Origin of the sequence: Mesorhizobium sp. M1078 (genome assembly GCF_040318615.1) — a bacterium.
Taxonomy (GTDB): domain Bacteria; phylum Pseudomonadota; class Alphaproteobacteria; order Rhizobiales; family Rhizobiaceae; genus Mesorhizobium.
This window is the reverse complement of the sequence record NZ_JAMYMP010000002.1, coordinates 1-22,173: the sequence shown is the minus strand read 5'-3', so window position 1 is coordinate 22,173 and position 22,173 is coordinate 1. Positions and strand designations below refer to the sequence as shown.

Annotated in this window: 17 protein-coding genes, 1 tRNA gene and 2 pseudogenes; 12 read left to right on the top strand and 8 right to left on the bottom strand. The window is 63.4% G+C overall.

What is annotated here, in order from left to right:
* Nucleotides 1-432, top strand: a complete 432-nt coding sequence (locus tag NKH38_RS04225) for a DUF1801 domain-containing protein (RefSeq protein WP_023731299.1) — start codon at nt 1-3, stop codon at nt 430-432.
* Nucleotides 433-437: 5 nt separating this feature from the next.
* Here the strand turns inward: NKH38_RS04225 and NKH38_RS04220 are convergent, their stop codons facing one another.
* A complete protein-coding gene (locus NKH38_RS04220) occupies nt 438-1,124 on the bottom strand; it encodes an HAD family hydrolase (RefSeq protein ID WP_023698533.1) in 687 nt (228 codons plus the stop codon).
* 188 nt (nt 1,125-1,312) lie between these two features.
* Here NKH38_RS04220 and NKH38_RS04215 point away from each other — a divergent pair, with 188 nt between their 5' ends.
* Nucleotides 1,313-2,446, top strand: coding sequence for a site-specific DNA-methyltransferase (locus NKH38_RS04215; RefSeq protein WP_023668392.1), 1,134 nt, complete (start codon nt 1,313-1,315; stop codon nt 2,444-2,446).
* 48 nt (nt 2,447-2,494) lie between these two features.
* Here NKH38_RS04215 and NKH38_RS04210 read toward each other — a convergent pair whose 3' ends face one another.
* Nucleotides 2,495-3,106 (bottom strand): HAD family hydrolase, encoded by a 612-nt coding sequence (locus NKH38_RS04210; RefSeq protein ID WP_023706678.1) that lies wholly within the window; start codon nt 3,104-3,106, stop codon nt 2,495-2,497.
* A 22-nt stretch (nt 3,107-3,128) separates the two neighbouring features.
* Nucleotides 3,129-4,250: an A/G-specific adenine glycosylase gene (gene mutY, locus NKH38_RS04205; protein ID WP_023731298.1), complete on the bottom strand. Its 1,122-nt coding sequence runs from the start codon at nt 4,248-4,250 to the stop codon at nt 3,129-3,131.
* A 50-nt stretch (nt 4,251-4,300) separates the two neighbouring features.
* Between mutY and NKH38_RS04200 the strand changes: the two genes are divergently transcribed.
* The 4 genes from NKH38_RS04200 (at nt 4,301) to NKH38_RS04185 (ending at nt 10,770) form a co-directional block, all read left to right on the top strand.
* Nucleotides 4,301-4,807, top strand: coding sequence for a DUF721 domain-containing protein (locus NKH38_RS04200; RefSeq protein ID WP_023687168.1), 507 nt, complete (start codon nt 4,301-4,303; stop codon nt 4,805-4,807).
* A gap of 167 nt (nt 4,808-4,974) precedes the next feature.
* A complete protein-coding gene (locus NKH38_RS04195; RefSeq protein WP_023692056.1) occupies nt 4,975-5,703 on the top strand; it encodes a DsbA family protein in 729 nt (242 codons plus the stop codon).
* Nucleotides 5,704-5,772: 69 nt separating this feature from the next.
* Nucleotides 5,773-9,231 carry a chromosome segregation protein SMC gene (gene smc / locus NKH38_RS04190; RefSeq protein ID WP_352904331.1) on the top strand — a complete coding sequence of 1,153 codons (3,459 nt, stop codon included), beginning with the start codon at nt 5,773-5,775 and terminating at the stop codon, nt 9,229-9,231.
* Between the two features lie 1,230 nt (nt 9,232-10,461).
* Nucleotides 10,462-10,770 (top strand): hypothetical protein, encoded by a 309-nt coding sequence (locus NKH38_RS04185; RefSeq protein WP_023670691.1) that lies wholly within the window; start codon nt 10,462-10,464, stop codon nt 10,768-10,770.
* A gap of 117 nt (nt 10,771-10,887) precedes the next feature.
* Here the strand turns inward: NKH38_RS04185 and NKH38_RS04180 are convergent.
* Both NKH38_RS04180 and NKH38_RS04175 read right to left on the bottom strand, forming a co-directional pair.
* A tRNA-Gln gene (locus tag NKH38_RS04180) sits at nt 10,888-10,962 on the bottom strand.
* 110 nt (nt 10,963-11,072) lie between these two features.
* Nucleotides 11,073-11,417, bottom strand: a pseudogene (locus NKH38_RS04175) (VOC family protein).
* Nucleotides 11,418-11,634: 217 nt separating this feature from the next.
* On the opposite strand from NKH38_RS04175, the gene ppdK reads away from it, so the two are divergent.
* From ppdK to NKH38_RS04160, 3 genes and pseudogenes are all read left to right on the top strand, one after another.
* A complete protein-coding gene (gene ppdK, locus NKH38_RS04170) occupies nt 11,635-14,340 on the top strand; it encodes a pyruvate, phosphate dikinase (protein WP_352760691.1) in 2,706 nt (901 codons plus the stop codon).
* A 174-nt stretch (nt 14,341-14,514) separates the two neighbouring features.
* Complete coding sequence (locus NKH38_RS04165) at nt 14,515-15,615, top strand: glycosyltransferase family 9 protein (RefSeq protein ID WP_023670694.1); 1,101 nt, start codon at nt 14,515-14,517, stop codon at nt 15,613-15,615.
* An 89-nt stretch (nt 15,616-15,704) separates the two neighbouring features.
* A pseudogene (locus NKH38_RS04160) lies at nt 15,705-16,474 on the top strand (polysaccharide deacetylase family protein).
* Nucleotides 16,475-16,639: 165 nt separating this feature from the next.
* On the opposite strand, the gene NKH38_RS04155 reads toward NKH38_RS04160, so the two are convergent.
* Together NKH38_RS04155 and NKH38_RS04150 are read right to left on the bottom strand one after the other, a co-directional pair.
* Complete coding sequence (locus NKH38_RS04155; RefSeq protein WP_023731365.1) at nt 16,640-17,029, bottom strand: DUF427 domain-containing protein; 390 nt, start codon at nt 17,027-17,029, stop codon at nt 16,640-16,642.
* A gap of 158 nt (nt 17,030-17,187) precedes the next feature.
* Nucleotides 17,188-17,547 carry a hypothetical protein gene (locus NKH38_RS04150; RefSeq protein WP_023670697.1) on the bottom strand — a complete coding sequence of 120 codons (360 nt, stop codon included), beginning with the start codon at nt 17,545-17,547 and terminating at the stop codon, nt 17,188-17,190.
* Nucleotides 17,548-17,874: 327 nt separating this feature from the next.
* Between NKH38_RS04150 and NKH38_RS04145 the strand changes: the two genes are divergently transcribed.
* Nucleotides 17,875-19,503: a fatty-acid--CoA ligase gene (locus NKH38_RS04145; RefSeq protein ID WP_023732079.1), complete on the top strand. Its 1,629-nt coding sequence runs from the start codon at nt 17,875-17,877 to the stop codon at nt 19,501-19,503.
* A 122-nt stretch (nt 19,504-19,625) separates the two neighbouring features.
* The gene (locus NKH38_RS04140; protein WP_023684603.1) at nt 19,626-20,408 is read left to right on the top strand and encodes a DUF1499 domain-containing protein; all 783 of its coding nucleotides are present in this window, start codon (nt 19,626-19,628) and stop codon (nt 20,406-20,408) included.
* Between the two features lie 4 nt (nt 20,409-20,412).
* On the opposite strand, the gene NKH38_RS04135 is transcribed toward NKH38_RS04140, so the two are convergent.
* Nucleotides 20,413-21,321: an MBL fold metallo-hydrolase gene (locus NKH38_RS04135; RefSeq protein ID WP_023692735.1), complete on the bottom strand. Its 909-nt coding sequence runs from the start codon at nt 21,319-21,321 to the stop codon at nt 20,413-20,415.
* Nucleotides 21,322-21,438: 117 nt separating this feature from the next.
* Between NKH38_RS04135 and NKH38_RS04130 the strand changes: the two genes are divergently transcribed.
* A complete protein-coding gene (locus NKH38_RS04130) occupies nt 21,439-22,032 on the top strand; it encodes a biotin transporter BioY (protein ID WP_352904330.1) in 594 nt (197 codons plus the stop codon).
* The last annotated feature ends 141 nt before the right edge of the window (nt 22,033-22,173 follow it).

The following is a 22,173-nucleotide window of genomic DNA, read 5'->3' as shown; positions in this document are numbered from 1 at the left end:
ATGAAGATCAGCATGTCGAGCAAGGATGAGGGAGGCGCCTCTGCCTCCGAGCGGATAGATGCCCGAATCCGGGAGCTGGACGATTGGCGGGGCAAGACGTTGGCCAGCCTGCGCAAGACCATCCTCGACGCCGACCCGGAAATCATCGAGGAGTGGAAGTGGATGGGCAGCCCGGTATGGTCACGCGACGGCATGATCGCCGTCGGCAACGCTCACAAGGACAAGGTGAAGCTGACCTTTTCTCACGGTGCCAGCCTGCCGGATCCCTACAGGCTGTTCAACAACGGGCTCAACGGCAAGGTGTGGCGCGCCATCGATGTGTCGGAGGGCGACGAGATCGATGCGGATGCGCTGAAAGCGCTCGTCCGCGCCGCGATTGCCTACAACAGGGCTAAGAAGAAACCGGCTAAGTCGGCCAAAGCTAAGGACTGATCGGTTCAGGCGTCCGACCACTCCGACAGAGCGGCAATCACACTTTTCAGTTCGGCCCATCGGCGGATGACGGTTTCGGCGCCGGCTTCGGTCAGCACATCGGCATGGCCGGGATAGCTGTGCGCGGCGCCGGTGAAGCCGATCACGCGCATGCCAGCGGCCCTGGCGCCGGTGACGCCGTGCACCGAATCCTCGATGACGAAGGTGTTTGCCGGATTGGCGTTGAGTTGCTGCGCCGCGATCAGGAACACATCCGGCGCGGGCTTGGTTTTCTTGCTTGGTATTTCCAGCGCTGAAAAAATCCGGCCGGCGAAGAACGGCAGCAGGCCCACTTTCTCGAGCATGAACTCGATCCGCTCCAAGCGTGAGTTCGAGCAGACGCAGCGCGGCGCGGTGACCGCGGCGACCGCCTCGCGCACGCCGTCGATGGCGCGCACGTCGCTGCGCAGTTTGCGGTCGACCAGCTCTTCGGCCCGGTCGATCATCGAGGCCTGGAACGGGATGGCGGATTTTTGCTCGACCCGCATCATGATGTCCTTGAAGGTCAGTCCGGCATAGGTTTCGGCGTATTCCTCAGCCGAGATTTCATATCCGGCCAAGGTCAGCAATTCGGCCTCGACGCGGGCTGCGATGATTTCGGAATCGACGAGCACGCCGTCGCAATCGAAGATGACAAGATCTGGCTGGGGCATGGCAATCCGAACGAGGGAGGGTGATGGAGGCCCGGCAAGGCTCAAGCGGCGCGACATACACCAACGGGCCGGGCTGCGCAAATTGACGACGTCAGGGCTGCCTGGACCGTTGCGTCCTTCACCGAATATTTACGCTGATCGGTAACCATAACGGGGAGTAAACAGTAACGCGTGCCTTGGGTGTAAAAATGTCTGCCGTGCGTCTTCTCGCCGACCTCTCCCACGCCCCCCAGCAATCCGAGTGGCTGGACACGATCCTCAAGGGCGATTGTGTCGCCGCGCTCGACCGGCTGCCGGAAAAATCCATCGACGTCATCTTCGCCGATCCGCCTTACAATCTGCAACTCGACGGCGATTTGCACCGGCCCGACCAGTCCAAGGTCGACGCCGTCGACGATGACTGGGACCAGTTCGAGAGTTTCGAGGCCTATGACGCCTTCACCCGCGCCTGGCTCCTGGCGGCACGCCGCGTGCTGAAGCCGAATGGCACCATCTGGGTCATCGGCTCCTACCACAACATCTTCCGCGTCGGCGCCAAGATGCAGGATCTCGGCTTCTGGATCCTCAACGATGTCGTCTGGCGCAAGACCAACCCAATGCCTAATTTCCGCGGTCGCCGCTTCCAGAACGCGCATGAGACCATGATCTGGGCCTCGCGCGACCAGAAGGGCAAGGGCTATACCTTCAACTACGAAGCCATGAAGGCATCGAACGACGACATCCAGATGCGCTCCGACTGGCTGTTCCCGATCTGCACTGGCGGCGAGCGGCTGAAGAACGACAATGGCGACAAGCTGCATCCGACGCAGAAGCCGGAAGCGCTGCTCGCCCGCATCATGATGGCCTCGACCAAGCCGGGCGACATCGTGCTCGACCCGTTCTTCGGCTCCGGCACAACCGGCGCCGTGGCCAAGCGGCTTGGCCGCCATTTCGTCGGCATCGAGCGCGAGCAGGCCTATATCGACGCCGCCAATGAGCGCATCGATGCCGTGCGGCCGCTGGAAACCGCCGATCTCACCGTGCTCACCGGCAAGCGCGCCGAGCCGCGCGTCGCCTTTGTCAGCCTCATCGATACCGGGCTTATGCAGCCCGGCGCCACGCTTTACGATGCCAAGAAGCGCTGGTCGGCCAAGGTACGCGCCGACGGCACGGTTGCCATCGGTGACAGCGCCGGCTCGATCCACAAGATCGGCGCCGAAGTGCAGGGCCTGGACGCCTGCAATGGCTGGACCTTCTGGCACTATGAGCGCTCGGGCGGCCTGACCCCGATCGACGAACTGCGCCGCATCGCCAGGCTCGGCATGGAACGGGCAGGGGCTTGATCTCAGGGTGTAAAGTCGTAGAGCGCTACCTTCCGGCCTCTGCGCGGCTCACACCGCGATGCCATACCGCTCTAGGTCCGCCTTGAGCGTTTTTGCATCTGTGAACAGCACAGCATTCCAGCCAGCCGCCCTGGCTCCGTCGACATTCCTGGGGCTGTCGTCGATGAACAGCGTGGCGGAGGGCTCCAGGCCGAACGCGACCACGTGATGGTCGTAGATGGCGCGGTCGGGCTTGATCTCACGGATATCGGCCGACACGGTCACGCCGCGCGGGCGGCTAAGGAAATCGAAGCGCAGTCTTGCCTCGGCAAGCGTGTCGGCGGCGAAGTTCGTCAGCATGGTCACGTCGCGGCCGCTCTCGATCAGGCCGAGCATGATGGCGACGCTGTCCTCATAGGCATGCGGCACCATGTCGTTCCAATAGCGCCGGAAATTGCGAATGTTTTCAGCATGATCCGGGTAATCCGCGATCAGCAGCGCTTCCGCCTCTTCCCACGTCCGGCCACGATCCTGCTCGATGTTCCAGTCATGCGTGCAGACATTGTCGAAGAACCACTTGCGCTCTTCGGCATCGGGAATGAGGCGGCTGAACGGAATGTTCGGATCGTAGTGGAGCAAGACGCGGCCGATGTCGAACACGATATGGCGGATTTCAGTCATTTCTGGCCTTTCAAAGCGAATGCTAGTCAATCGGGCGGTGTTTTTTGGTTGCGCCCGGTATCGCTGCTTCGATGACCTTTTTCATGACGGTCGGCAGCGCTTCTCCGGAAATGTCATGGGCCAGCGACCAGAAATGCCCTTCCGGCGCATCACTTTTCACTTGAGCGTGAAAAACTTCGAGCGCGAGCGCGAAATGGGTGAAGACATGCGTGATCTCTCCGGCGCGCCGCCAGTCCGCAGGGAAGGGCGCTGCCTCCGAAGTGGTTGCACCGTCGATCCGCGCTGTCCAATCTGTGGTCGGCACCTCGGTCATGCCGCCGAGCAGGCCCTTGTCAGGCCGCTTGCGCAACAGGATGGCGCCGTCGCCGCGCTCGGCGACGAAGGCGGCACCCCGCCTGAGTGGTTTGTCGACCTTGGGCAGGCGGACCGCAAAGCGCTCGGGGTCGCCGGACAGGATGGCGCTGCAATCCTCGCGCACCGGGCACAGCATGCAGCGCGGCCGTCTTGGCGTGCAGATCGTGGCGCCAAGGTCCATCATTGCCTGGGCGAAGTCGCCCGGCCTTGTCTGCGGAACCAGTCTTTCGACGAGCGCGCGGATTTCAGGCTTTGCCTCGCTGAGCGGCGTTGCGATCGAATAGAGCCGCGAGATGACACGTTCGACATTGCCGTCGACGACCGCCGCCGGACGGTCAAAGGCGATCGCCGCGATCGCCGCCGCCGTATAGGCGCCGATCCCCGGCAATTCCCTCAATCCCGTTTCGTTGTCGGGAAAACGGCCGCCCTGGCTCGCAACCAGATCGGCGCAGGCCTTGAGGTTGCGCGCCCGTGAATAATAGCCGAGCCCGGCCCAGGCCTTCATCACATCCTCGGCCGGCGCAGCCGCCAGCGCCTTCACATCAGGCCATTTCTCGACAAAGGCGCGAAAATAGGATTTTACCGCTTCGACCGTGGTCTGCTGCAGCATCACTTCCGAAAGCCAGATGCGATAGGGGTCCGGCCGTGCACCGCCGGCCGCGGCGTGCGGCGTGATCCGCCACGGCAGTTCGCGATGGTGCGCGTCGTACCAGGCAAGCAGACGCGCGGCGATCTCTCCCGATAGAGTTGGTCCGGATGCGGCCTTGCGGGTCTGTTCGTGCAGTGCCATTGATCGCGGGCTGGCTCTAGGCTGGTGAGGAGCGTGGCTGGAGAACGTACATGGCAGGGAGAACGCCTTACGGCAATCCCGTTCCGGTGAGCGATCTCGCGACCGCGATCCTCGACCCCGTGCTGCGCAAGCGGGCCGGCATTTCGATCGGGCTGGTGCAGTCATGGGAAGAGATCGCCGGCCCCAGGCTCGCCGGCCATTCGCGCCCCGAAAAAATCCAGTGGCCGCGCCGCATGCATGAGGACGATCCGTTCGAGCCGGCGGTGCTGGTCATCGCCTGCGAAGGCATGGCCGCGCTGCACCTACAGCACGAGACCGGCGAGATCATCAACCGCGTCAATGCCTTTCTCGGCTTCAACGCGATCGGCAGGATCCGGATCGTGCAAAAGCCGGTGCTGAGGGACAAAGCCCGGCCGAAACCGACGCCGAGAGCACTGACTTCTGTCGAAAAGGCCAAATTGTCGGATACCGTCGGCAAGATCGAGGATGAAGGCTTGCGCGCCTCGCTGGAGCGTCTTGGCGCCACAATTCTTGGCCAAAGGAAGCGGCCAAGGTAATCAACCGGTAATCAGTCGGTCATGAACGCGTCATCTATCTCGCGCATTCGTGATCCTGCATGTAGAGTTTGGCGATTGGAATGGGGACGGCGATGCCTTAATTCCCGCCAACTCTCGCCTTTTCTAGCCTTTGCGTTGCAAAATCAAACCACAGTCAGGTGATTCGCATGAACCGTAGCTTGTCCCGCAGAAACCTCCTGTCTTCGCTGGCCGTCATTCCGGCAGTGGCTATGCTCGCCGCATGCAGCGATTCAGGCGAGGATGCCAAAGCAGCGGATGTGAAGCCTGCGGCTCCCGCGCCTGCTTCGACGCCTGCCACTCCGGCCGCCGTCAAGGTCCCGGAGTCTTCCGGCAATGTCGACATGGCCGAACTGCTGAAGCCCGGCGCTTTGCCCGACAAGCAGCTCGGCAAGGATGACGCCAAGGTCACCATCGTCGAATATGCCTCGATGACCTGCCCGCATTGTGCGCATTTCGCCGCGACCACCTTCCCTGAGTTGAAGACGAAGTACATCGACACCGGCAAGGCGCGTTACATCCTGCGCGAATTCCCGTTCGATCCGAGCGCCGAGGCCGGTTTCATGCTGGCGCGCTGTTCGAAGGACAATTATTTCCCGATGGTCGACGTGCTGTTCAAGCAGCAGGCCAACTGGGTCGGCGTCAACAATACCAAGGATGCGCTGCTGCAGATCTCCAAGCTCGCCGGTTTTACACAGGAGTCCTTCGAGGCCTGCTTGACGGACCAGAAACTTCTGGACGATGTGAGATCGGTCCAGAAGCGCGGCGCCGATGAATTCAAGGTCGACTCGACGCCGACCTTCTTCATCAACGGGAAAACCTACAAAGGTGCGATGTCGATTGAGGAAATATCGGCCATCATCGACCCTCTGCTCTGACGTCCAGGCGGCGCCGGAGCGACTGCGCTTCGGCGTCAGCGCACCTTTGTGCCTTCCAGGCAGGCGCGAATGAAGTTTTCGCGCCTTCGCCTCCTCGGCTTCAAGTCCTTCGTCGAACCCGGCGAGTTCGTCATCGAACGTGGCCTGACCGGCATTGTCGGGCCGAATGGCTGCGGCAAGTCGAACCTTGTCGAGGCGATGCGCTGGGTGATGGGCGAAAGCTCATACAAGAACATGCGCGCGTCCGGCATGGACGACGTGATCTTTTCCGGCTCGGGAACGCGCCCGGCCCGCAACACCGCCGAAGTCACGCTGTTCCTCGACAATAGCGACCGGACCGCGCCCGCCGCCTTCAACGACGCCGATGAATTGCAGGTGTCGCGCCGCATCGAGCGCGAAGCCGGCTCGCTCTACCGCATCAACGGCAAGGAAGCCCGCGCCAAGGACGTGCAGCTTCTGTTCGCCGACCAGTCGACCGGCGCGCGCTCGCCTTCCATGGTCGGACAGGGCCGTATCGGCGAACTGATCCAGGCCAAGCCGCAGGCGCGCCGCGCGCTGCTCGAAGAGGCCGCCGGCATTTCCGGCCTGCACACGCGCCGTCACGAGGCCGAGCTTCGGCTGAAGGCGGCCGAACAAAATCTGGAACGGCTGGACGATGTCGTCGGCGAACTGGAGAGCCAGATCGAAAGCCTTAAGCGCCAGGCGCGCCAGGCATCGCGCTTCAAGAACCTGTCGGCCGATATCCGCAAGGCGGAAGCCACGCTCTTGCATCTGCGCTGGACTTTGGCCAAAACCCAGGAGGGCGATGCGCGTTCGGCATTGGCGGTTGCCACAGCTCTGGTCGGCGACCGCGCCGCCGCCCAGATGGCTGCCGCCCGTGAGCAAGGCATCGGTGCCCACCGGCTGCCCGATCTGCGCGATGCCGCGGCCGCCGCGGCTGCCGCCTTCCAGCGCCTGTCGATCGCCAAGGCGCAGATCGAGGAGGAGGCAGGCCGCATCCGCGCCCGCCAGGCCGAACTCGAGCGCCGGCTGCAGCAGCTCGACGGCGACATCGCCCGCGAGGAGCGCATGGTCCGCGACAATGCGGATATTCTTGAGCGCCTGCGCGAGGAAGAAGCCACGCTCAACTCAGACAATGCCGGCGCCGCCGAGCGCGAAGCCACGACGCGGGCCGCTTTCGAGCAGGCCGGCGCAACGCTGTCGCAGAGCGAAGCCAAGCTCGCTGCGCTGACCGCCGAACGCGCCGAGGCCGCCGCCGCGCGCAATCAGATCGAACGAACGCTGCGCGAAAACGCCGAACGCCGCGATCGCTTTGCCCGCCAGCTGGCCGATGTCGACCGCGAATTGTCCGAGATTGTGTCGAAGGTTGCGGGCTTGCCCGATCCCGCCGAGAAGCGCGCTCTGGTCGAGGACGCGCTCGCCCGGTTGGAGGAGGCCGAGGCCGGCGCCATTGCTGCCGAACAGGCGGTCGCCGAGGCGCGCGCCACCGAGAGTGCCGCCCGTCCGCCGCTGCAGGATGCCAGGGCCGAACTCGCCGGCATCGAGACCGAAGCCCGCACGCTGGCCAAGATCCTCAATGCCGCCAGCGGCGATCTTTTCCCGTCGGTGCTGGAGCAACTCAGCGTCGAACGCGGCTATGAGACGGCCCTTGGTGCTGCGCTTGGCGAGGATCTCGACGTGCCGCTCGACCGCAGCGCGCCGGTGCACTGGGGCGAAAGCCAGGTTCAATCAGGCGATGCGGCCTTGCCGGAAGGCCTCAAGAGCCTCGCCAGCGTGGTGCGCGCGCCTTCGCAGCTTGCCCGACGGTTGGCGCAGATCGGCATTGTCGACACCTCTGACGGCCGCCGGCTGCAGGCTCTACTCGCTCCCGGCCAGCGGCTGGTCAGCCGCGACGGCGCGCTGTGGCGCTGGGACGGGCTGACCGCCAGCGCCGATGCACCGACCGCGGCCGCGCAAAGGCTGGCGCAGAAGAACCGGCTGGCCGAGCTCGATGCCGAGGCGGTACAGGCGACGCAGATCGTGCGCGAGGCCGAAGCCGCCCTTGCCCAGGCCGAACAGGCACTCCGCCAGGCGAGTGAGGCCGAACGCAATGCCCGCCAGGCCGGGCGCGATGCCCAGCACGGCCTGGACGCCGCCCGCAGCGCACTGGCCGAGGCCGAAAAGGCCGGCGGCGAATTGGCAAGCCGCCGCGCCGCGCTCGACGAGGCGCGCGCGCGCATCGTCGACAGCCATGAAGAGACGGCCGCCGCCTTCGCCGAGGCCGAAATGCTGCTGCAGGACGCCCCCGATCTCGGCGACCTGCAACTTCAGCTCGAACAGACCGCCGCCAATGTCAGCCGCGATCGCGCAACCTTGGCCGACGCGCGCGCCGTCCATGAAGGCCTGCGCCGCGAAGCCGAGGCGCGCACGCGCCGGCTGGATGCCATCGGCGCCGAGCGCAGCAACTGGCTGCAGCGGGCCGAAAACGCCTCGACGCAGATCGCCTCGCTCGGCGAGCGCAGGGCCGAGGCCGAGGCCGAGCGCGAAACGCTGGCCGACGCCCCCGACGAGATCGACGCCAGGCGCCGCGCGCTGCTGTCGCAGCTGACCGAGGCAGAGACCTTGCGCAAGGCGGCCGCCGACCGCTTGCAGGAGGCCGAGAACAAGCAGGCCGAGCTGGACAAGGCCGCCACCGCGGCGATCCAGTCGCTGGCCGATTCCCGCGAAACCCGCGTCCGCGCCGAAGAGCGTTTGACCGCCGCCGATGAGCGCCGGCTCGAGGTCGAGGCGCGCATCCAGGAAACGCTGAACACGCCGCCGCATCTGGTCATTCGCCATACTGGCCTGGAAGCCGACAGCCCGATGCCCGAAATGGGCGACATCGAGCGCCAGCTCGACCGGCTGAAGGTTGAGCGCGAGCGGCTCGGCGCCGTCAATTTGCGCGCCGAGGAAGAGCAGAAGGAATTGTCGGACCGGCTGGAGGCCATCGTTTCCGAGCGCGAGGACATCATCGAGGCGATCCGCAAGCTCAGGCAAGCGATCCAGAGCCTGAACCGCGAAGGCCGCGAACGGCTGCTTGCCGCTTTCGAGGTGGTCAACGGCCATTTCCAGCGGCTGTTCTCGCATCTGTTCGGTGGCGGCACGGCCGAACTGCAGCTGATCGAATCCGACGACCCGCTGGAAGCCGGTCTCGAAATCCTTGCCCGTCCGCCCGGCAAGAAGCCGCAGACCATGACGCTGCTGTCCGGCGGCGAGCAGGCACTGACGGCGATGTCGCTGATATTTGCCGTGTTCCTGACCAATCCGGCGCCGATCTGCGTGCTCGACGAAGTCGACGCGCCGCTCGACGATCACAATGTCGAGCGCTTCTGCAACCTTATGGACGAAATGGCCGCGACCACCGAGACGCGCTTCGTCATCATCACCCACAACCCGATCACGATGGCGCGCATGAACCGCCTGTTCGGCGTGACCATGGCCGAGCAGGGCGTCAGCCAACTGGTCTCGGTCGATCTGCAGGCCGCCGAGGCGATGCGCGAGGCGAGCTGACGCAGCATGCTTTGTTGATTTCGTCGGCGATGGCCTCGATCCGACTGTTGCAACAGGACCGTCGCCCTTGCGACCTGCTTGCGACGCGCATTCTGTAAGGTTCGAAGAGAAGGAATTTAAGCGCCACCTGAGAGCGAACGCCAAAGCCCACATGCAAAGCGCCGGCCAACGCGAAAGCGATGCCTACAAGGCGCAGATGGCAATAGGCTCCGACAGCAATTCAGCTGCCACGTTTATCGGAAGCCCAGGAAGCTCAGTATCGCAATCACGATAACGACTGCTCCGATGAGCCAGATTATGTTGTTCACCGTATCTCTCCCGAACTAGTTGCTGGGAGTGAACTCGTAAGAGCCTACTAATGTTCCCGCATTTTCTGCGTCGAAACAAAATGGCGGCCATCGCTTCGTCGATTGCCAGACCAAGGTCCGAACAGGGTATGACTGAAGTCCTGACGTCGGAGCCATAGGCCCGAAGGCGGGCAACCTATGCCCTCCCGATACATTGGAACCCGGCTGCCGAGCATGAGTCCCTTCATCGGTGGTCAATCGGGTGCCCGCCATTCCTGAGAGGTTAGCGGGCACCCGATCGTCGTGACACCGCCAAGCGGTGTTCGTTCAATAGAGAGGCTGACAGTGACCTTTGTCCAGAGATCAGTGCGTGACGGCGCAACCCGACCCGCAAACGACAACGACAGTCCTGCGGAAGTTTCTTCCGTTCTTGACCTCATACCATCGGCTGACGACGACAAGGTCGCTGAGCTTGTCAGGCGAACAGAGCGCCTGGCAATCGCAGTGGTTATCGGAATCGCGGTTCTGCTGATCTTGGCGCCGGTGGTTTACCTTGCACTTTCTTACGGGATCTGAGACGGCCCGACCTATGGGATCTGAAATGGCCTGATTGGTCTCGTAGATCTCACAAATTGTGCCGACGGTCTTCCTCGCAAGACGGGTGTTTCCCGTCACAGATCAGGAGATCGAACGCGACGACATAGAAGGGTCCTGTGCAGCGCTCCTTTGTCGAGTGGCGTAACCCTGGTGGTCGGCTTGAAAGAGCGCCTTTACCAGAAGTTGCCAACAGGAGCTGCTGTCGCAACTTCTTCTTTCGATACGCCGTGTTGCACGGGAGCAGCCGTCACTGATCGCGCCCGTGGACCGACGACGCTACTCGGAACCAAAGGGATGGGACGCGGTTATCCCCGCGAAGGGATAATTAGCAGGTGGAGATATTACAATGAAAACAATGATCGTGAGCGCCTTGGCGCTGTTCATTGCCATGCCGACGATAGCTCCGGCAGCCGAAGCTGACGTGGTCATCACGACCCACCATCGACATCATCACAGGAGCGTAAAGGTCATCAATGACCAGGGTCAACGCCTTCATCACCGCAGACACGGCACGGTTGCCTTCTACGACCACGGCCGCAGACATCATCGCCGGGATACGGTCATCGTGACCGGCTCGATCGAGCGCAGCCATCATCGCTATTATCGACATCATCGGCATCATCCCGTCGTCATCCAGGACGACAACGATTACTGATCCTCTCCGCACGGCCCCGGCTCTGTCAACGGAGTCGGGGTCGCGTGGGAGTCAGATAGCTCCTGACGGCAGCCATCGATGAGGTCGGTAAATCATTGATTCCAAAGGCATGTGATTTGGCTGGGGCGCCAGGATTCGAACCTGGGAATGTCGGTACCAAAAACCGATGCCTTACCACTTGGCGACGCCCCAGCAAGCGAGCTTTGCCCGTTGCGCGCGGCCTTATAAGACGAGCGGCACGAAAGCTCAATGCCGAGTTGGCCACTGTGCAAAACTGATCCACCGCTTCGCGCGGGGAAGCGCTATTCGCCCCAGACCGCCAACTCGTTGCCGGCGGGATCGGTGAAATGGAACCGCCTGCCGCCCGGGAACGAGAATATCGGCTTGACGATCGTGCCGCCGGCGCTTTCGACAACGTCGAGCGTTGCTTCCAGATCCTGCGAATAGAGCACCGGCAATGGTTTCGCCGGAGCCTCGGCTGCATCGGCCTGGAAGCCGCCATCGAGCCCTTCGCCGAAGGCCGAATAGGTCGGCCCTTAATCGGTGAACGACCACGAGAAGGCGGCGCTGTAGAAAGCCTTGACGCTGCCCAGCGTCGCGCCGGTCGCGGGCAGTTCGAGATAGTCGAGTTTTCCGTTGAGTTTCATCACGCTGCTCCCAACTTGTTCCCTATATGTTCTATATCTTGGGCAGCGATACGGCAAGTCTTTTCGACGCAGCTTTTGCTTAATCGATTGTAGTCGCCGGGCTTCGCTGCCACACCTTGCCTTTCGCACTGCAGCATAATAACGCTCGGGTCGGAGCGCGGGGGGAACCGGGTCTTGGCCCCGGGGTTCTAATCTTCCGAGAACTTGGAGGGCGAGCATGACCAAATGGGTCTACACCTTCGGCGATGGCGCCGCGGAAGGACGTGCGGGCGACCGCAACCTTCTCGGCGGCAAAGGCGCCAATCTGGCCGAGATGTGCAGTCTTGGCCTGCCCGTGCCGCCGGGCTTCACCCTCACCACCGAAGTCTGCAACGCCTATTACGCCAACGGCAACAGCTATCCGGCCGCGTTGCAGGCCGACGTCGTCAAGGCGCTGGACCATATCGGGCAACTGACCGGGCGCCGTTTCGGCGATCCGTCGAAGCTGCTTCTGGTCTCGGTCCGCTCCGGGGCCAGGGCCTCGATGCCGGGCATGATGGACACCGTGCTCAATCTCGGCCTCAATGACGAGACGGTCGAGGCGCTGGCAGCCGATTCCGGCGATGCCCGCTTTGCCTATGACAGCTACCGCCGCTTCATCCAGATGTATTCCGATGTCGTCATGGGTCTCGACCACGAAGTGTTCGAGGAAATCCTCGAGGACCAGAAGGCGAGCCTCGGCCACGAGCTCGACACCGAACTGACAGCGCAGGAATGGCAGAGCGTCATTGCCCTCTACAAGGCCAAGGTCGAGGAGGAGCTCGACAGGCCGTTTCCGCAGGACCCGCACGAGCAGCTGTGGGGGGCGATCGGCGCGGTGTTTTCCAGCTGGATGAACAACCGCGCCATCACCTACCGGCGCCTACACGACATCCCGGAAAGCTGGGGCACGGCGGTCAATGTCCAGGCCATGGTATTCGGCAACATGGGCGAGACGTCGGCCACCGGCGTCGCCTTCACGCGCAACCCCTCGACCGGCGAAAAGATGCTCTATGGCGAATTCCTGGTGAACGCGCAGGGCGAGGATGTCGTAGCCGGCATCCGCACGCCGCAAAACATCACCGAGGCGGCGCGCATCGCCGCCGGCTCCGACAAGCCGTCGCTGCAGAAACTGATGCCGGACGCGTTCCGGTCCTTCGTCGACATCTCCGACCGCCTGGAACAGCACTACCGCGACATGCAGGATCTCGAATTCACCATCGAGCGCGGCAAATTGTGGATGCTGCAGACGCGTTCCGGCAAGCGCACCGCCAAGGCGGCGCTGAAGATTGCCGTCGAAATGGCGCGCGACAAGCTGATCACGACGGAGGAGGCGGTCGCCCGCATCGATCCCGCCTCGCTCGATCAGCTGTTGCATCCTACCATCGACCCCAAGGCCGCGCGCGATGTCATCGGCGTCGGCCTGCCGGCTTCTCCGGGCGCCGCGACCGGCGAGATCGTCTTCTCGTCCGCCGATGCCGAGGATCTGAAGACGCAAGGTCGCAAGGCAATCCTGGTGCGCATCGAAACCAGCCCCGAAGACATTCACGGCATGCATGCTTCAGAAGGCATCCTGACCACGCGCGGCGGCATGACCAGCCACGCCGCCGTGGTCGCGCGCGGCATGGGCAAGCCTTGCGTTTCGGGCGCCGGCTCGCTGCGTGTCGACTACAAGGCCGGCACGCTGATGTCGATGGGCCAGACCTTCCGCAAGGGCGACATCATCACCATCGATGGTAGCAACGGCCAGGTGCTGAAGGGCGCCGTGTCGATGCTGCAGCCGGAACTGTCGGGCGATTTCGCCGCCATCATGGAATGGGCCGATGCGGTGCGCCGCATGAAGGTGCGCACCAATGCCGAGACGCCGCTCGATGCGCGCATGGCGCGCTCCTTCGGCGCCGAAGGCATCGGCCTCTGCCGCACCGAGCACATGTTCTTCGACGGCGAGCGTATCGTCGCCATGCGCGAGATGATCCTGGCCGATACCGAGAAGGACCGCCGCACCGCGCTTGCCAAGCTGTTGCCGATGCAGCGCTCGGATTTCCTCGAACTGTTCGAGATCATGGCAGGCCTGCCGGTGACGATCCGGCTGCTCGATCCGCCGCTGCACGAATTCCTGCCCAAGACGGAAGCGGAGGTGGCGGAGGTCGCCGCCGCCATGAACGTCTCGCTCGACAAGCTCAGGCAGCGCACCGAAGCCCTGCACGAGTTCAACCCGATGCTCGGCCATCGCGGCTGCCGCCTCGCCGTCTCCTATCCCGAGATTGCCGAGATGCAGGCGCGCGCCATTTTCGAGGCAGCCGTCGAGGCCGGCAAGAAAGCCGGCGCGCTGGTCGTTCCCGAGATCATGGTGCCGCTGGTCGGCCTGGTGAAGGAGCTCGACTACGTCAAGGCGCGCATCGATGCGGTCGCCAAGGCTGTCATGGACGAGACCGGCGTCAAGATCGACTATCTCACCGGCACGATGATCGAGCTTCCGCGCGCGGCGATCCGCGCCCACGTCATCGCTGCTACGGCCGAGTTCTTCTCCTTCGGCACCAACGACCTCACCCAGACCACTTTCGGCATCTCGCGCGACGATGCGGCGTCCTTCCTCGAGACCTATCGGCAGAAAGGCATCATCGAGCAGGACCCGTTCGTCTCGCTCGACATCGAGGGCGTCGGCGAACTGGTGCGCATGGCTGCGCAAAAGGGCAGGGCGACACGGCCCGACATCAAGCTCGGCATATGCGGTGAACATGGCGGCGATCCGGCCTCGATCCGCTTCTGCGAAGAGGTCGGCCTCGACTATGTCTCGTGCTCTCCCTACCGCGTGCCGATCGCAAGATTGGCCGCAGCCCAAGCCGCGGTGCAGATTGCCAAAACAGCAGCGCCGCGCCCCAAAAAGAGCGCCGCGGCATCCTGATTTCGACACAGTCCTTTCGGTATCGATGAAACGGCCACCCGTGGGTGGCCGTTTGGCGCTAAGCTTACGATTTTGTAAGCAAATTCACGCTGATGTGCGCGCCCCAACACGCAATCCAGACATCGTTTCTTCCCAATTTCACGGCCCCCCAACCCGCCCGGTGCCGAGAAAAAGATGTTACAGATTTCGCCCAGACCCTTCCGCTCGATCCTGATTATCCAGACCAAGTTCATCGGCGATATTGTTCTGTCCTCCACGCTCGCCAAGAACCTGCAGCTCGAATATCCCGGTGTCAGGATCGTCTTTCTCTGCGAGGCGCGCCTCGCCAGTTTCGTCACCGCGCACGGCATCGCCGCCGAGGTCGTCAGCTTCCGCCGCGCCGCCATGCGCGGCACCCCGCTGGAGCGTGGGCGCGAGCTCTATTCTATGATCAGCAAGCTGCGCCAATTCCGTTTCGACCTGACCATCGACCTCACCGATTCAAAGACATCGCGGCTCATCGTCAGGTTCCTCAACGCCAGCACCCGCATCGGCTACAATCCTCCGGAAAGGCCGCTGCGCTGGCATGAGCGCCAGCCCGCCAATGTCTTTGCCGAGCCGTTCGGTTTTGGCGAACGTCACTATCTCTACCGCTACCTTTCGCCGCTCGAGCCGCTCGGCGTCGGCCTGCGCGTGCGGGTGCCGTCGATTCGGCCATTGCCGATGGAGACGGCGAGGGCCCAGGCATTGCTGGACAAACACCATTTGCGGCCAAACGGCTTTATCGCGGTGCATGCCGGCGCAAGTTTTCACGGCCGGCGCTGGCAGCATGAACGCTTTGCCGCCGTGATCGACACGATTTCGCGCGAAACCGGACTGGATTTCGTACTCGTCGGCGGCCCTGACGAGCGCAAGCCGGCCGAGCAGATCCTCGCCAGTGCCGCGTCGATCGTCAACCTCGTCGGCGCGCTGTCGCTGGAAACGCTGCTGGCGGTGTTGCAGCAGGCGCGGCTGTTTGTCGGCAATGAGAGCGGCCCCATGCACATGGCAGCAGCGGCCGGAACGCCGGTTGTCGGCCTTTTCGGCCTGACCAGCCCGGCCGTCTGGGGACCGGTCGGCGTGCCCAGCCTCGCCTTGCAGCCATCCATGCCGTGCAATTGCGTGGCGGGCAGCCTGTGCAATCCGCTCGATCCCAGCAAGGCCTGCTGCGTCTGGCGCCTCGAGGTCGAACCGGTCGTCGCGGCCGTGCGCGAAGTCCTGTCACGCACGCATGTGGAACTGGAACACGCCGTCTGACGGTGCGCGGCGGTCACATTGTCGGGATATCAGCTTTCTCACGGCCACTATCCCGATTTCCGCCTTGTTGCGGGTCCTGGGATGCGGCTATGACAGCGCCGATTCTCAGACAAGACAGGCATCCCTTGCAAAAGCTGTTTTGCGCCTTGGCGCTATCTATCGTGGCCGTGTCCTCGGCCCAGGCCGCGCCGCTTGTCGAGCCGGCGCTGCATCTGAAGGCTGAGGACGGTAGCAGTGTCGGCCGCGTCGCGCTTACGCTCGACGCCTGCGGCGGCCAGACCGATACGAGGATCCTGTCGGCGCTGGTGGAGAACCGGATTCCGGCGACGATCTTCGTCACCGGTATCTGGCTGAAGCGCAACGCCGCCGCCGTCGAGATCATGCGCGCGCATCCGGACCTGTTCGAACTGGAAAACCATGGCGGCCATCACATCCCGGCCGTCGACACGCCGCGCAAGATCTATGGCATCCGCAGCGCCGGCAGCCCGGAAGCGGTGCAGGCCGAAGTCGAATCGGGCGCTGCCGCTCTCGCTGGCACCGGCGAGCCGGCGCCGAAATGGTTTCGCGGCGCGACCGCCGAATACAGCCCGTCGGCTATCGCCATGATCCGCAAGCTTGGCTTCAAGGTCGCCGGCTTTTCGATCAACGGCGATGGCGGCTCGTTGCTCGGCGCAAAGAAACCGCCCGGCGCATCGCCGCCGCCAAGGATGGCGATGTCATCATCGCCCACATCAACCAGCCGACCCACGCCGCCGGCGAGGGCGTCGTGCAAGGTCTGCTCGCGCTGAAGGCCAAGGGGCTGATGTTCGTGCGGCTGGATGACGCCGACGGTGTCGGCAACGACGGGACGACTGATTAGGATCAAGCGGCGGCAGGCAGTTTCACCGCCTTTGGACTGACGTCGCCGACGTTTGAGATTAGCCGAGGCCTCTGAGCTTCGTCATCCCAGGATGAAACAGGAGCGAAGCTCCGTCGCGAAGACCCTGGGATGACGAAGCGAGCAACGGCGGCTTGAGTCGCTTGCTCAGGCCGGTGCTGCTTCGATCGTCACCCTGTCGGGATAGAAGGCGCCGTGGTCGCGAATCTCAGCCATTTCGTCGAACGGCTGCTCATAGCCCCACATTGCGTCCTTGCCGGTCTCGCCGGCCGGCAGCACGCTCCAGTAGCTGGCGTCGCCCTTGTAGGGGCAGTGGGTCGACAGGGTGGTTTTGCCGAGCTGGGTGAAGTCGATGTCTTCGAAGGGGATGTAGAATGCCTGGCGGTAGGGCGGTTCGGACAGAAGCTTCGCCCGCGTCGATGAGGCGATCACCGTATCGCCGGCACGCACGACCACGGTACCGCGATAGGGTTCGACGGTGATGACCTTGCCGGGATTGCTCTGAAAGCCGGGGGCGGGGTTGGCGATCTGGTCCATGCGGGGTTCTCCTTGTTCATTGGGAGCACAGTCCGATTGAGAGCGTGCGGGATGCTTCCCATGTCTCTAAAATGTGTCTGGAGAACCCGTTGCGCAAGCCTTCGCCAGTAGCCCAGAGCTGGCCTTCCGATCACTAAAAACGATCCCGCGTGGAATGCTCAGGCTGCGGTCTTGAACACGTCCATGAGGCCGGCATAGGCCGCGGCAATACCGGCTACCGGGTTGGTGCTTCTTGACGTCGTCTCGACCTTCAGTGGGCCGCCGCCTGTCGGCAAGGTGAGCAGCAGGAACTGGCGATTGCCGCCATCGCCGATCGATGCGGCGGCGACATGCTGGCCTTCGCCTTCGTTCTGGACGCACATTTTGAACAGCAGCGTGCCGCCGACCGCTTCAAGGGCGCCGCCGACCACCTCGACAAATTCGTCTTCGGAGACCTTTTTGGCCTCCGGCACGAGATCGGCCAGACTTGCGGCAAGCGTGTCTTCAAGCTCTTTGTCGTCGAGTTGAATATCGTCCAACTGCACGTCTTGGGCCCCGCTGTCATCCAGCTGCCTGTCGTCGATCTGCCTGTCGTCGATCTGCCTGCCGTCGATCTGCTTGTCGTCGATCTGCTTGTCGTCGAGCTGCGTGTCCATGCGAACCTCTTTCAGTCGCCAATCCGCACCCCTACCCCGTTAACGAACCTTAACGTCGACGATGGCCGGATTGTGGCGGTTTTCCCCGCCTTTCGATCACTGCTTGCTTCAGCCGTTAACGGTTGGAGACGTCATGGCTGGACAATCCGTCCGTTCGTCCCACAATGGAACAAAAGACGGGAAAAACGAGGAAGCAATGGGAGGAACCAGATGCTCGGACTGATGCAGGAATGGCCGCTGCTCTGCCACAAGCTGATCGACAATGCCGAGCGGCAGCACGGGACGCGCGAGATCGTCTCGCGCTCGATCGAAGGTCCTGTCGTTCGCACCACCTATGCTGAAGTTCATCGCCGCGCGCTCAAGGTCGCTCAACGGTTGGAGCGCGATGGCTTTGTGCTCGGCGACCGCATCGCGACCCTGGCCTGGAACACGGCGCGCCACATAGAGGCCTGGTACGGCATCATGGGCATCGGCGCCATCTACCATACGCTTAACCCGCGTTTGTTCCCCGAGCAGATCGTCTGGATCATGAACAATGCGCAGGATAGAGGGATCTTCGTCGACCTGACCTTCATGCCGCTGCTGGAAAAGATCGCCGGCGCGGTCAAATCGCTGAAAAAGGTGATCGTCCTGACCGACAAGGCGCATCTGCCTGAAACGACGCTGCCGAATGTGGTTGCCTATGAGGACTGGCTGAACGAGGCCGATGGCGACTTCGCCTGGAAGGTTTTCGGCGAAAACACCGCAGCCGGCATGTGCTACACCTCCGGCACGACGGGCGATCCCAAAGGCGTGCTCTACAGCCACCGCTCGAATGTGCTGCATGCCATGATCGCCGCCATGCCCGACGCCATGGGCCTATCGGCGCGGGACACGATCCTCCCCGTCGTGCCAATGTTTCATGCCAATGCCTGGGGCCTTGGCCAGAGCGCGCCGATGATCGGCGCCAAGCTGGTCATGCCCGGTTGCAAGATGGACGGCGCCTCGATCTACGAGCTGCTCGACACCGAGAAAGTGACCTTCAGCGCCGCCGTGCCGACCGTCTGGATGATGCTGCTGCAGCATCTCGAAGAGACCGGCAAGAAGCTTCCCCATCTCAGCAAAGTCGTCATCGGCGGCTCGTCCTGTCCGCGCGCCATCACCAGGAAATTCCAGGACAATTACGGCGTCGAAGTCATCCATGCCTGGGGCATGACCGAAATGTCGCCGCTCGGCACGCTGTGCACCATGAAGCCGCAATATCAAGCGCTCGAGGGCGAGGCCCGGCTCGATATCCAGGGCAAGCAGGGCTACCCGCCCTTCGGCGTCGAGATGAAGGTGACGGACGATGACGACAAGGAACTGCCCTGGGACGGCAAGACCTTCGGCCGGCTGAAGGTGCGCGGTCCAGCCGTCGCCAGCGCCTATTATGGCGGCGTCGGCGCCGAGCAGTTCGACAAGGACGGCTGGTTCGACACTGGCGATGTCGCCCATATCGATTCCGGCGGCTACATGCAGATCACCGATCGCGCCAAGGACGTCATCAAGTCGGGCGGCGAGTGGATATCGACCATCGACCTGGAGAACCTCGCCGTCGGCCATCCCGATGTCGCCGAGGCCGCGGCGATCGGCGTCCATCATTCGAAATGGGGCGAACGGCCCTTGCTGGTCGTGGTCGCCAAACCCGGCAAGGAGCCGAGCAAGGCGGACATACTGGCGTTCATGGACGGCAAGGTGGCGAAATGGTGGATGCCCGACGACGTCGCTTTCATCAGCGAAATCCCGCACACCGCCACCGGCAAGATCCAGAAGATCACCTTGCGCAAGCAGTTCAGCGACTACCGCCTGCCGACGGATTGACCGGGACCGTGCGTTTCCTTGACCTTCAAGCTACCGGCGGCAAAAACGTTAGGGCAGGGGATGTTCAATTTGAGCATCCTTTGCTCTAAGCGTCTGTGCGGGTTGGGGCGGTGCTGAAGACAATGGAAATTGACGAGCGGCAGACATCGAAGGCGGCCGGCTGGTCGCGGCGCACGGGCGCTTTTGCCCTGGTCCTGCTGCTGACCGTGCTGGCCGGCCATCATTTCGAACTGGTCGAAACGCCGGCCTTCCTGTGGGTGCTGGCGATCGTCGCCTTGCTTGCCGCGTTCGCTTTGCTGTTTGCCGGCCTCGCTTTGTCCCGGCTGTGGCATTTCGGTGACCGTGGCGGCCGCGACCTCTCGGTCGGCGCCCTGCTGGCGCTGCTGGTGCTGACGCCCTACGGCTTTGCCACCTATTTGGCGGCGACCACGCCGCCCCTGAGGGACATCACGACGGACCTCGACAATCCGCCAGTGCTCGACACCAGCGACCGCACCAAGGACATGAACGTGCTCGCGCTGCCAACGCCGGGCGAAGCGCGCCTGCAGGCCGACGCCTATCCGCTGGTCACCGGGCATAGCTACAATCTGCCTTTCGAAACCGTCGTCGACGCCGTTGAAACCGTGCTCGACCGCCGCGATTGGCAACTTACTGCGCCATATCCGGTGACGGACGGTCAGGACGAGGTGACGATATCGGCCGTTGCCCGGAGCTTCGTGGTCGGCCTGCCCGCCGACGTCGCCATCCGGGTCAGCAATGACGGCGACACGATCGTCGTCGACATGCGCTCGGCCTCCCGCTACGGCCGCTACGACCTCGGCGACAATGCGGCGCGCATCGTCGGGTTCCTCGCCGAACTCGACCAGGAGGTTGCAGGGCAGGTGGGTGCCGCGCCGGCTGAATAGTTCTCTACCCCACCGGCACAAAAACGCCGTCGATGGCCGGGTCACCCTGGGTAGCAACCAGGCCGCGCGCCACCAGGTCCTCGAGATGGGCAAGCACCGACAGGCCGGCGGCGCCATGCAGGCGCGGGTCGGTGTCCCGGTAGATAGCCTTGACCATGTCCGGGATCGTCCGGTCGCTGTCGCGGATCCGCTCGAGGATCGCCCGTTCGCGCATCTTGCGATGGGTCTTGAGGCCGCGCATGAAGCTGCGCGGCGCGGTCACCGGGCCGCCATGGCCGGGCAGCAGCAGGCGATCGCCGCGCGCGATCAGCCTGTCGAGCGAGGCCATGTAGTCGGCCATCGCTCCGTCCGGCGGCGCCACGATCGATGTCGCCCACGCCATCACATGGTCGGCTGAAAACAGGATGCCAGTGCCTTCGAGCGCAAATGCCGCGTGATTGGCGGTGTGGCCCGGCGTCAGCACCGTCCGGATCGTCCAGTCATCGCCCTCGACCAGCGCATTGTCGGGCAACGCGATCTCCGGGACGAAAACCGTGTCGGCGCTGGCGTCGAGCGGGTTGATCTCGCCGATCCGCAGCGGCCTTGCCGGGCGGTGCGGGCCTTCGGCCAGTACAATAGCGCCGGTGTGCGCTTTCAGCCGGGCGGCCAGCGGAGAATGGTCGCGATGCGTGTGGCTGACGAAGATATGGCTGACCGGCCGGTTTGCGATCACCTTGAGCAGCGTCTGGAAATGCGCCTCGTCATCGGGGCCGGGATCGATCACCGCCAGCGTATCGCGCCCGACGATGTAGCTGTTGGTGCCGTGAAAGGTGAACGGGCTGGGGTTTTTGGCGGTGACGCGCAAGACGTCCGGCGCAACGGTGACGCCCTCGCCATAGGCCGGATCGAAGCTGGTGTCGAATTTGAGCGCCATGGCGGTGTCGTTGAATCTCTGTTCAGGAAGACGGCAAAACTGATTGCCGCATAACACGGAAGCCAATATAGAAAAACGCAAGGCCGCGATCTGCGGCAATCCGGATTGGGGAAGACCATGGCACTTGCAACGACGATGCGCCCGCTTGTTTCTCTCGCTTTGCCCCAGGAGGGCGCGCAGCGCCTGGCAACCCAGCTTTTGCTGGCGATCGCCGGAACGCTGCTTTTGACCCTGTCGGCCAAGACGAAAGTCGTGCTCGGGCCGGTCGACATCTCGATGCAGACGCTGGCCGTCCTGCTGATCGCCACCGCATTTGGCCTGCGGCTTGGCGTCGCTACCCTGCTTCTCTACATGGCCGAAGGCGCCATGGGCTTCCCGGTCTTCCAGAGCACGCCTGAAAAGGGCATCGGCATCGCCTACATGATCGGCGGCACCGGCGGTTATCTCGCCGGCTTCGTCGTCATGGCGGCCATTGTCGGCTGGGCCGCCGACCGCAGCTGGGACCGCCACCCGATCAAGTTGTTCAACGCCATGCTGGTCGCCGAAATCGTCATGATGGTCATGGGCTTTGCCTGGCTGGCCACCCTCATCGGCGCGGAAAAGGCGTGGCAGTTCGGCGTTTTGCCGTTCGTCCTCGGCGACCTGATCAAGGTTGCGCTCGCCGCCAGCCTGGTGCCGGCGGTATGGTCGCTGCTGCCCAAGCAGCCCTGAAAACCGGACGACACAATGAGCCGGGGGGGGCCCACCGCGCCCGCGGGGTTTTTTTTTTTTGGTAAAAAACTAAGAGGGGGGGGCGGGTGGGGCAAAACCGGCACGATTTTAGAGGGTGACCGGATTGGGGGGGGGTAAATT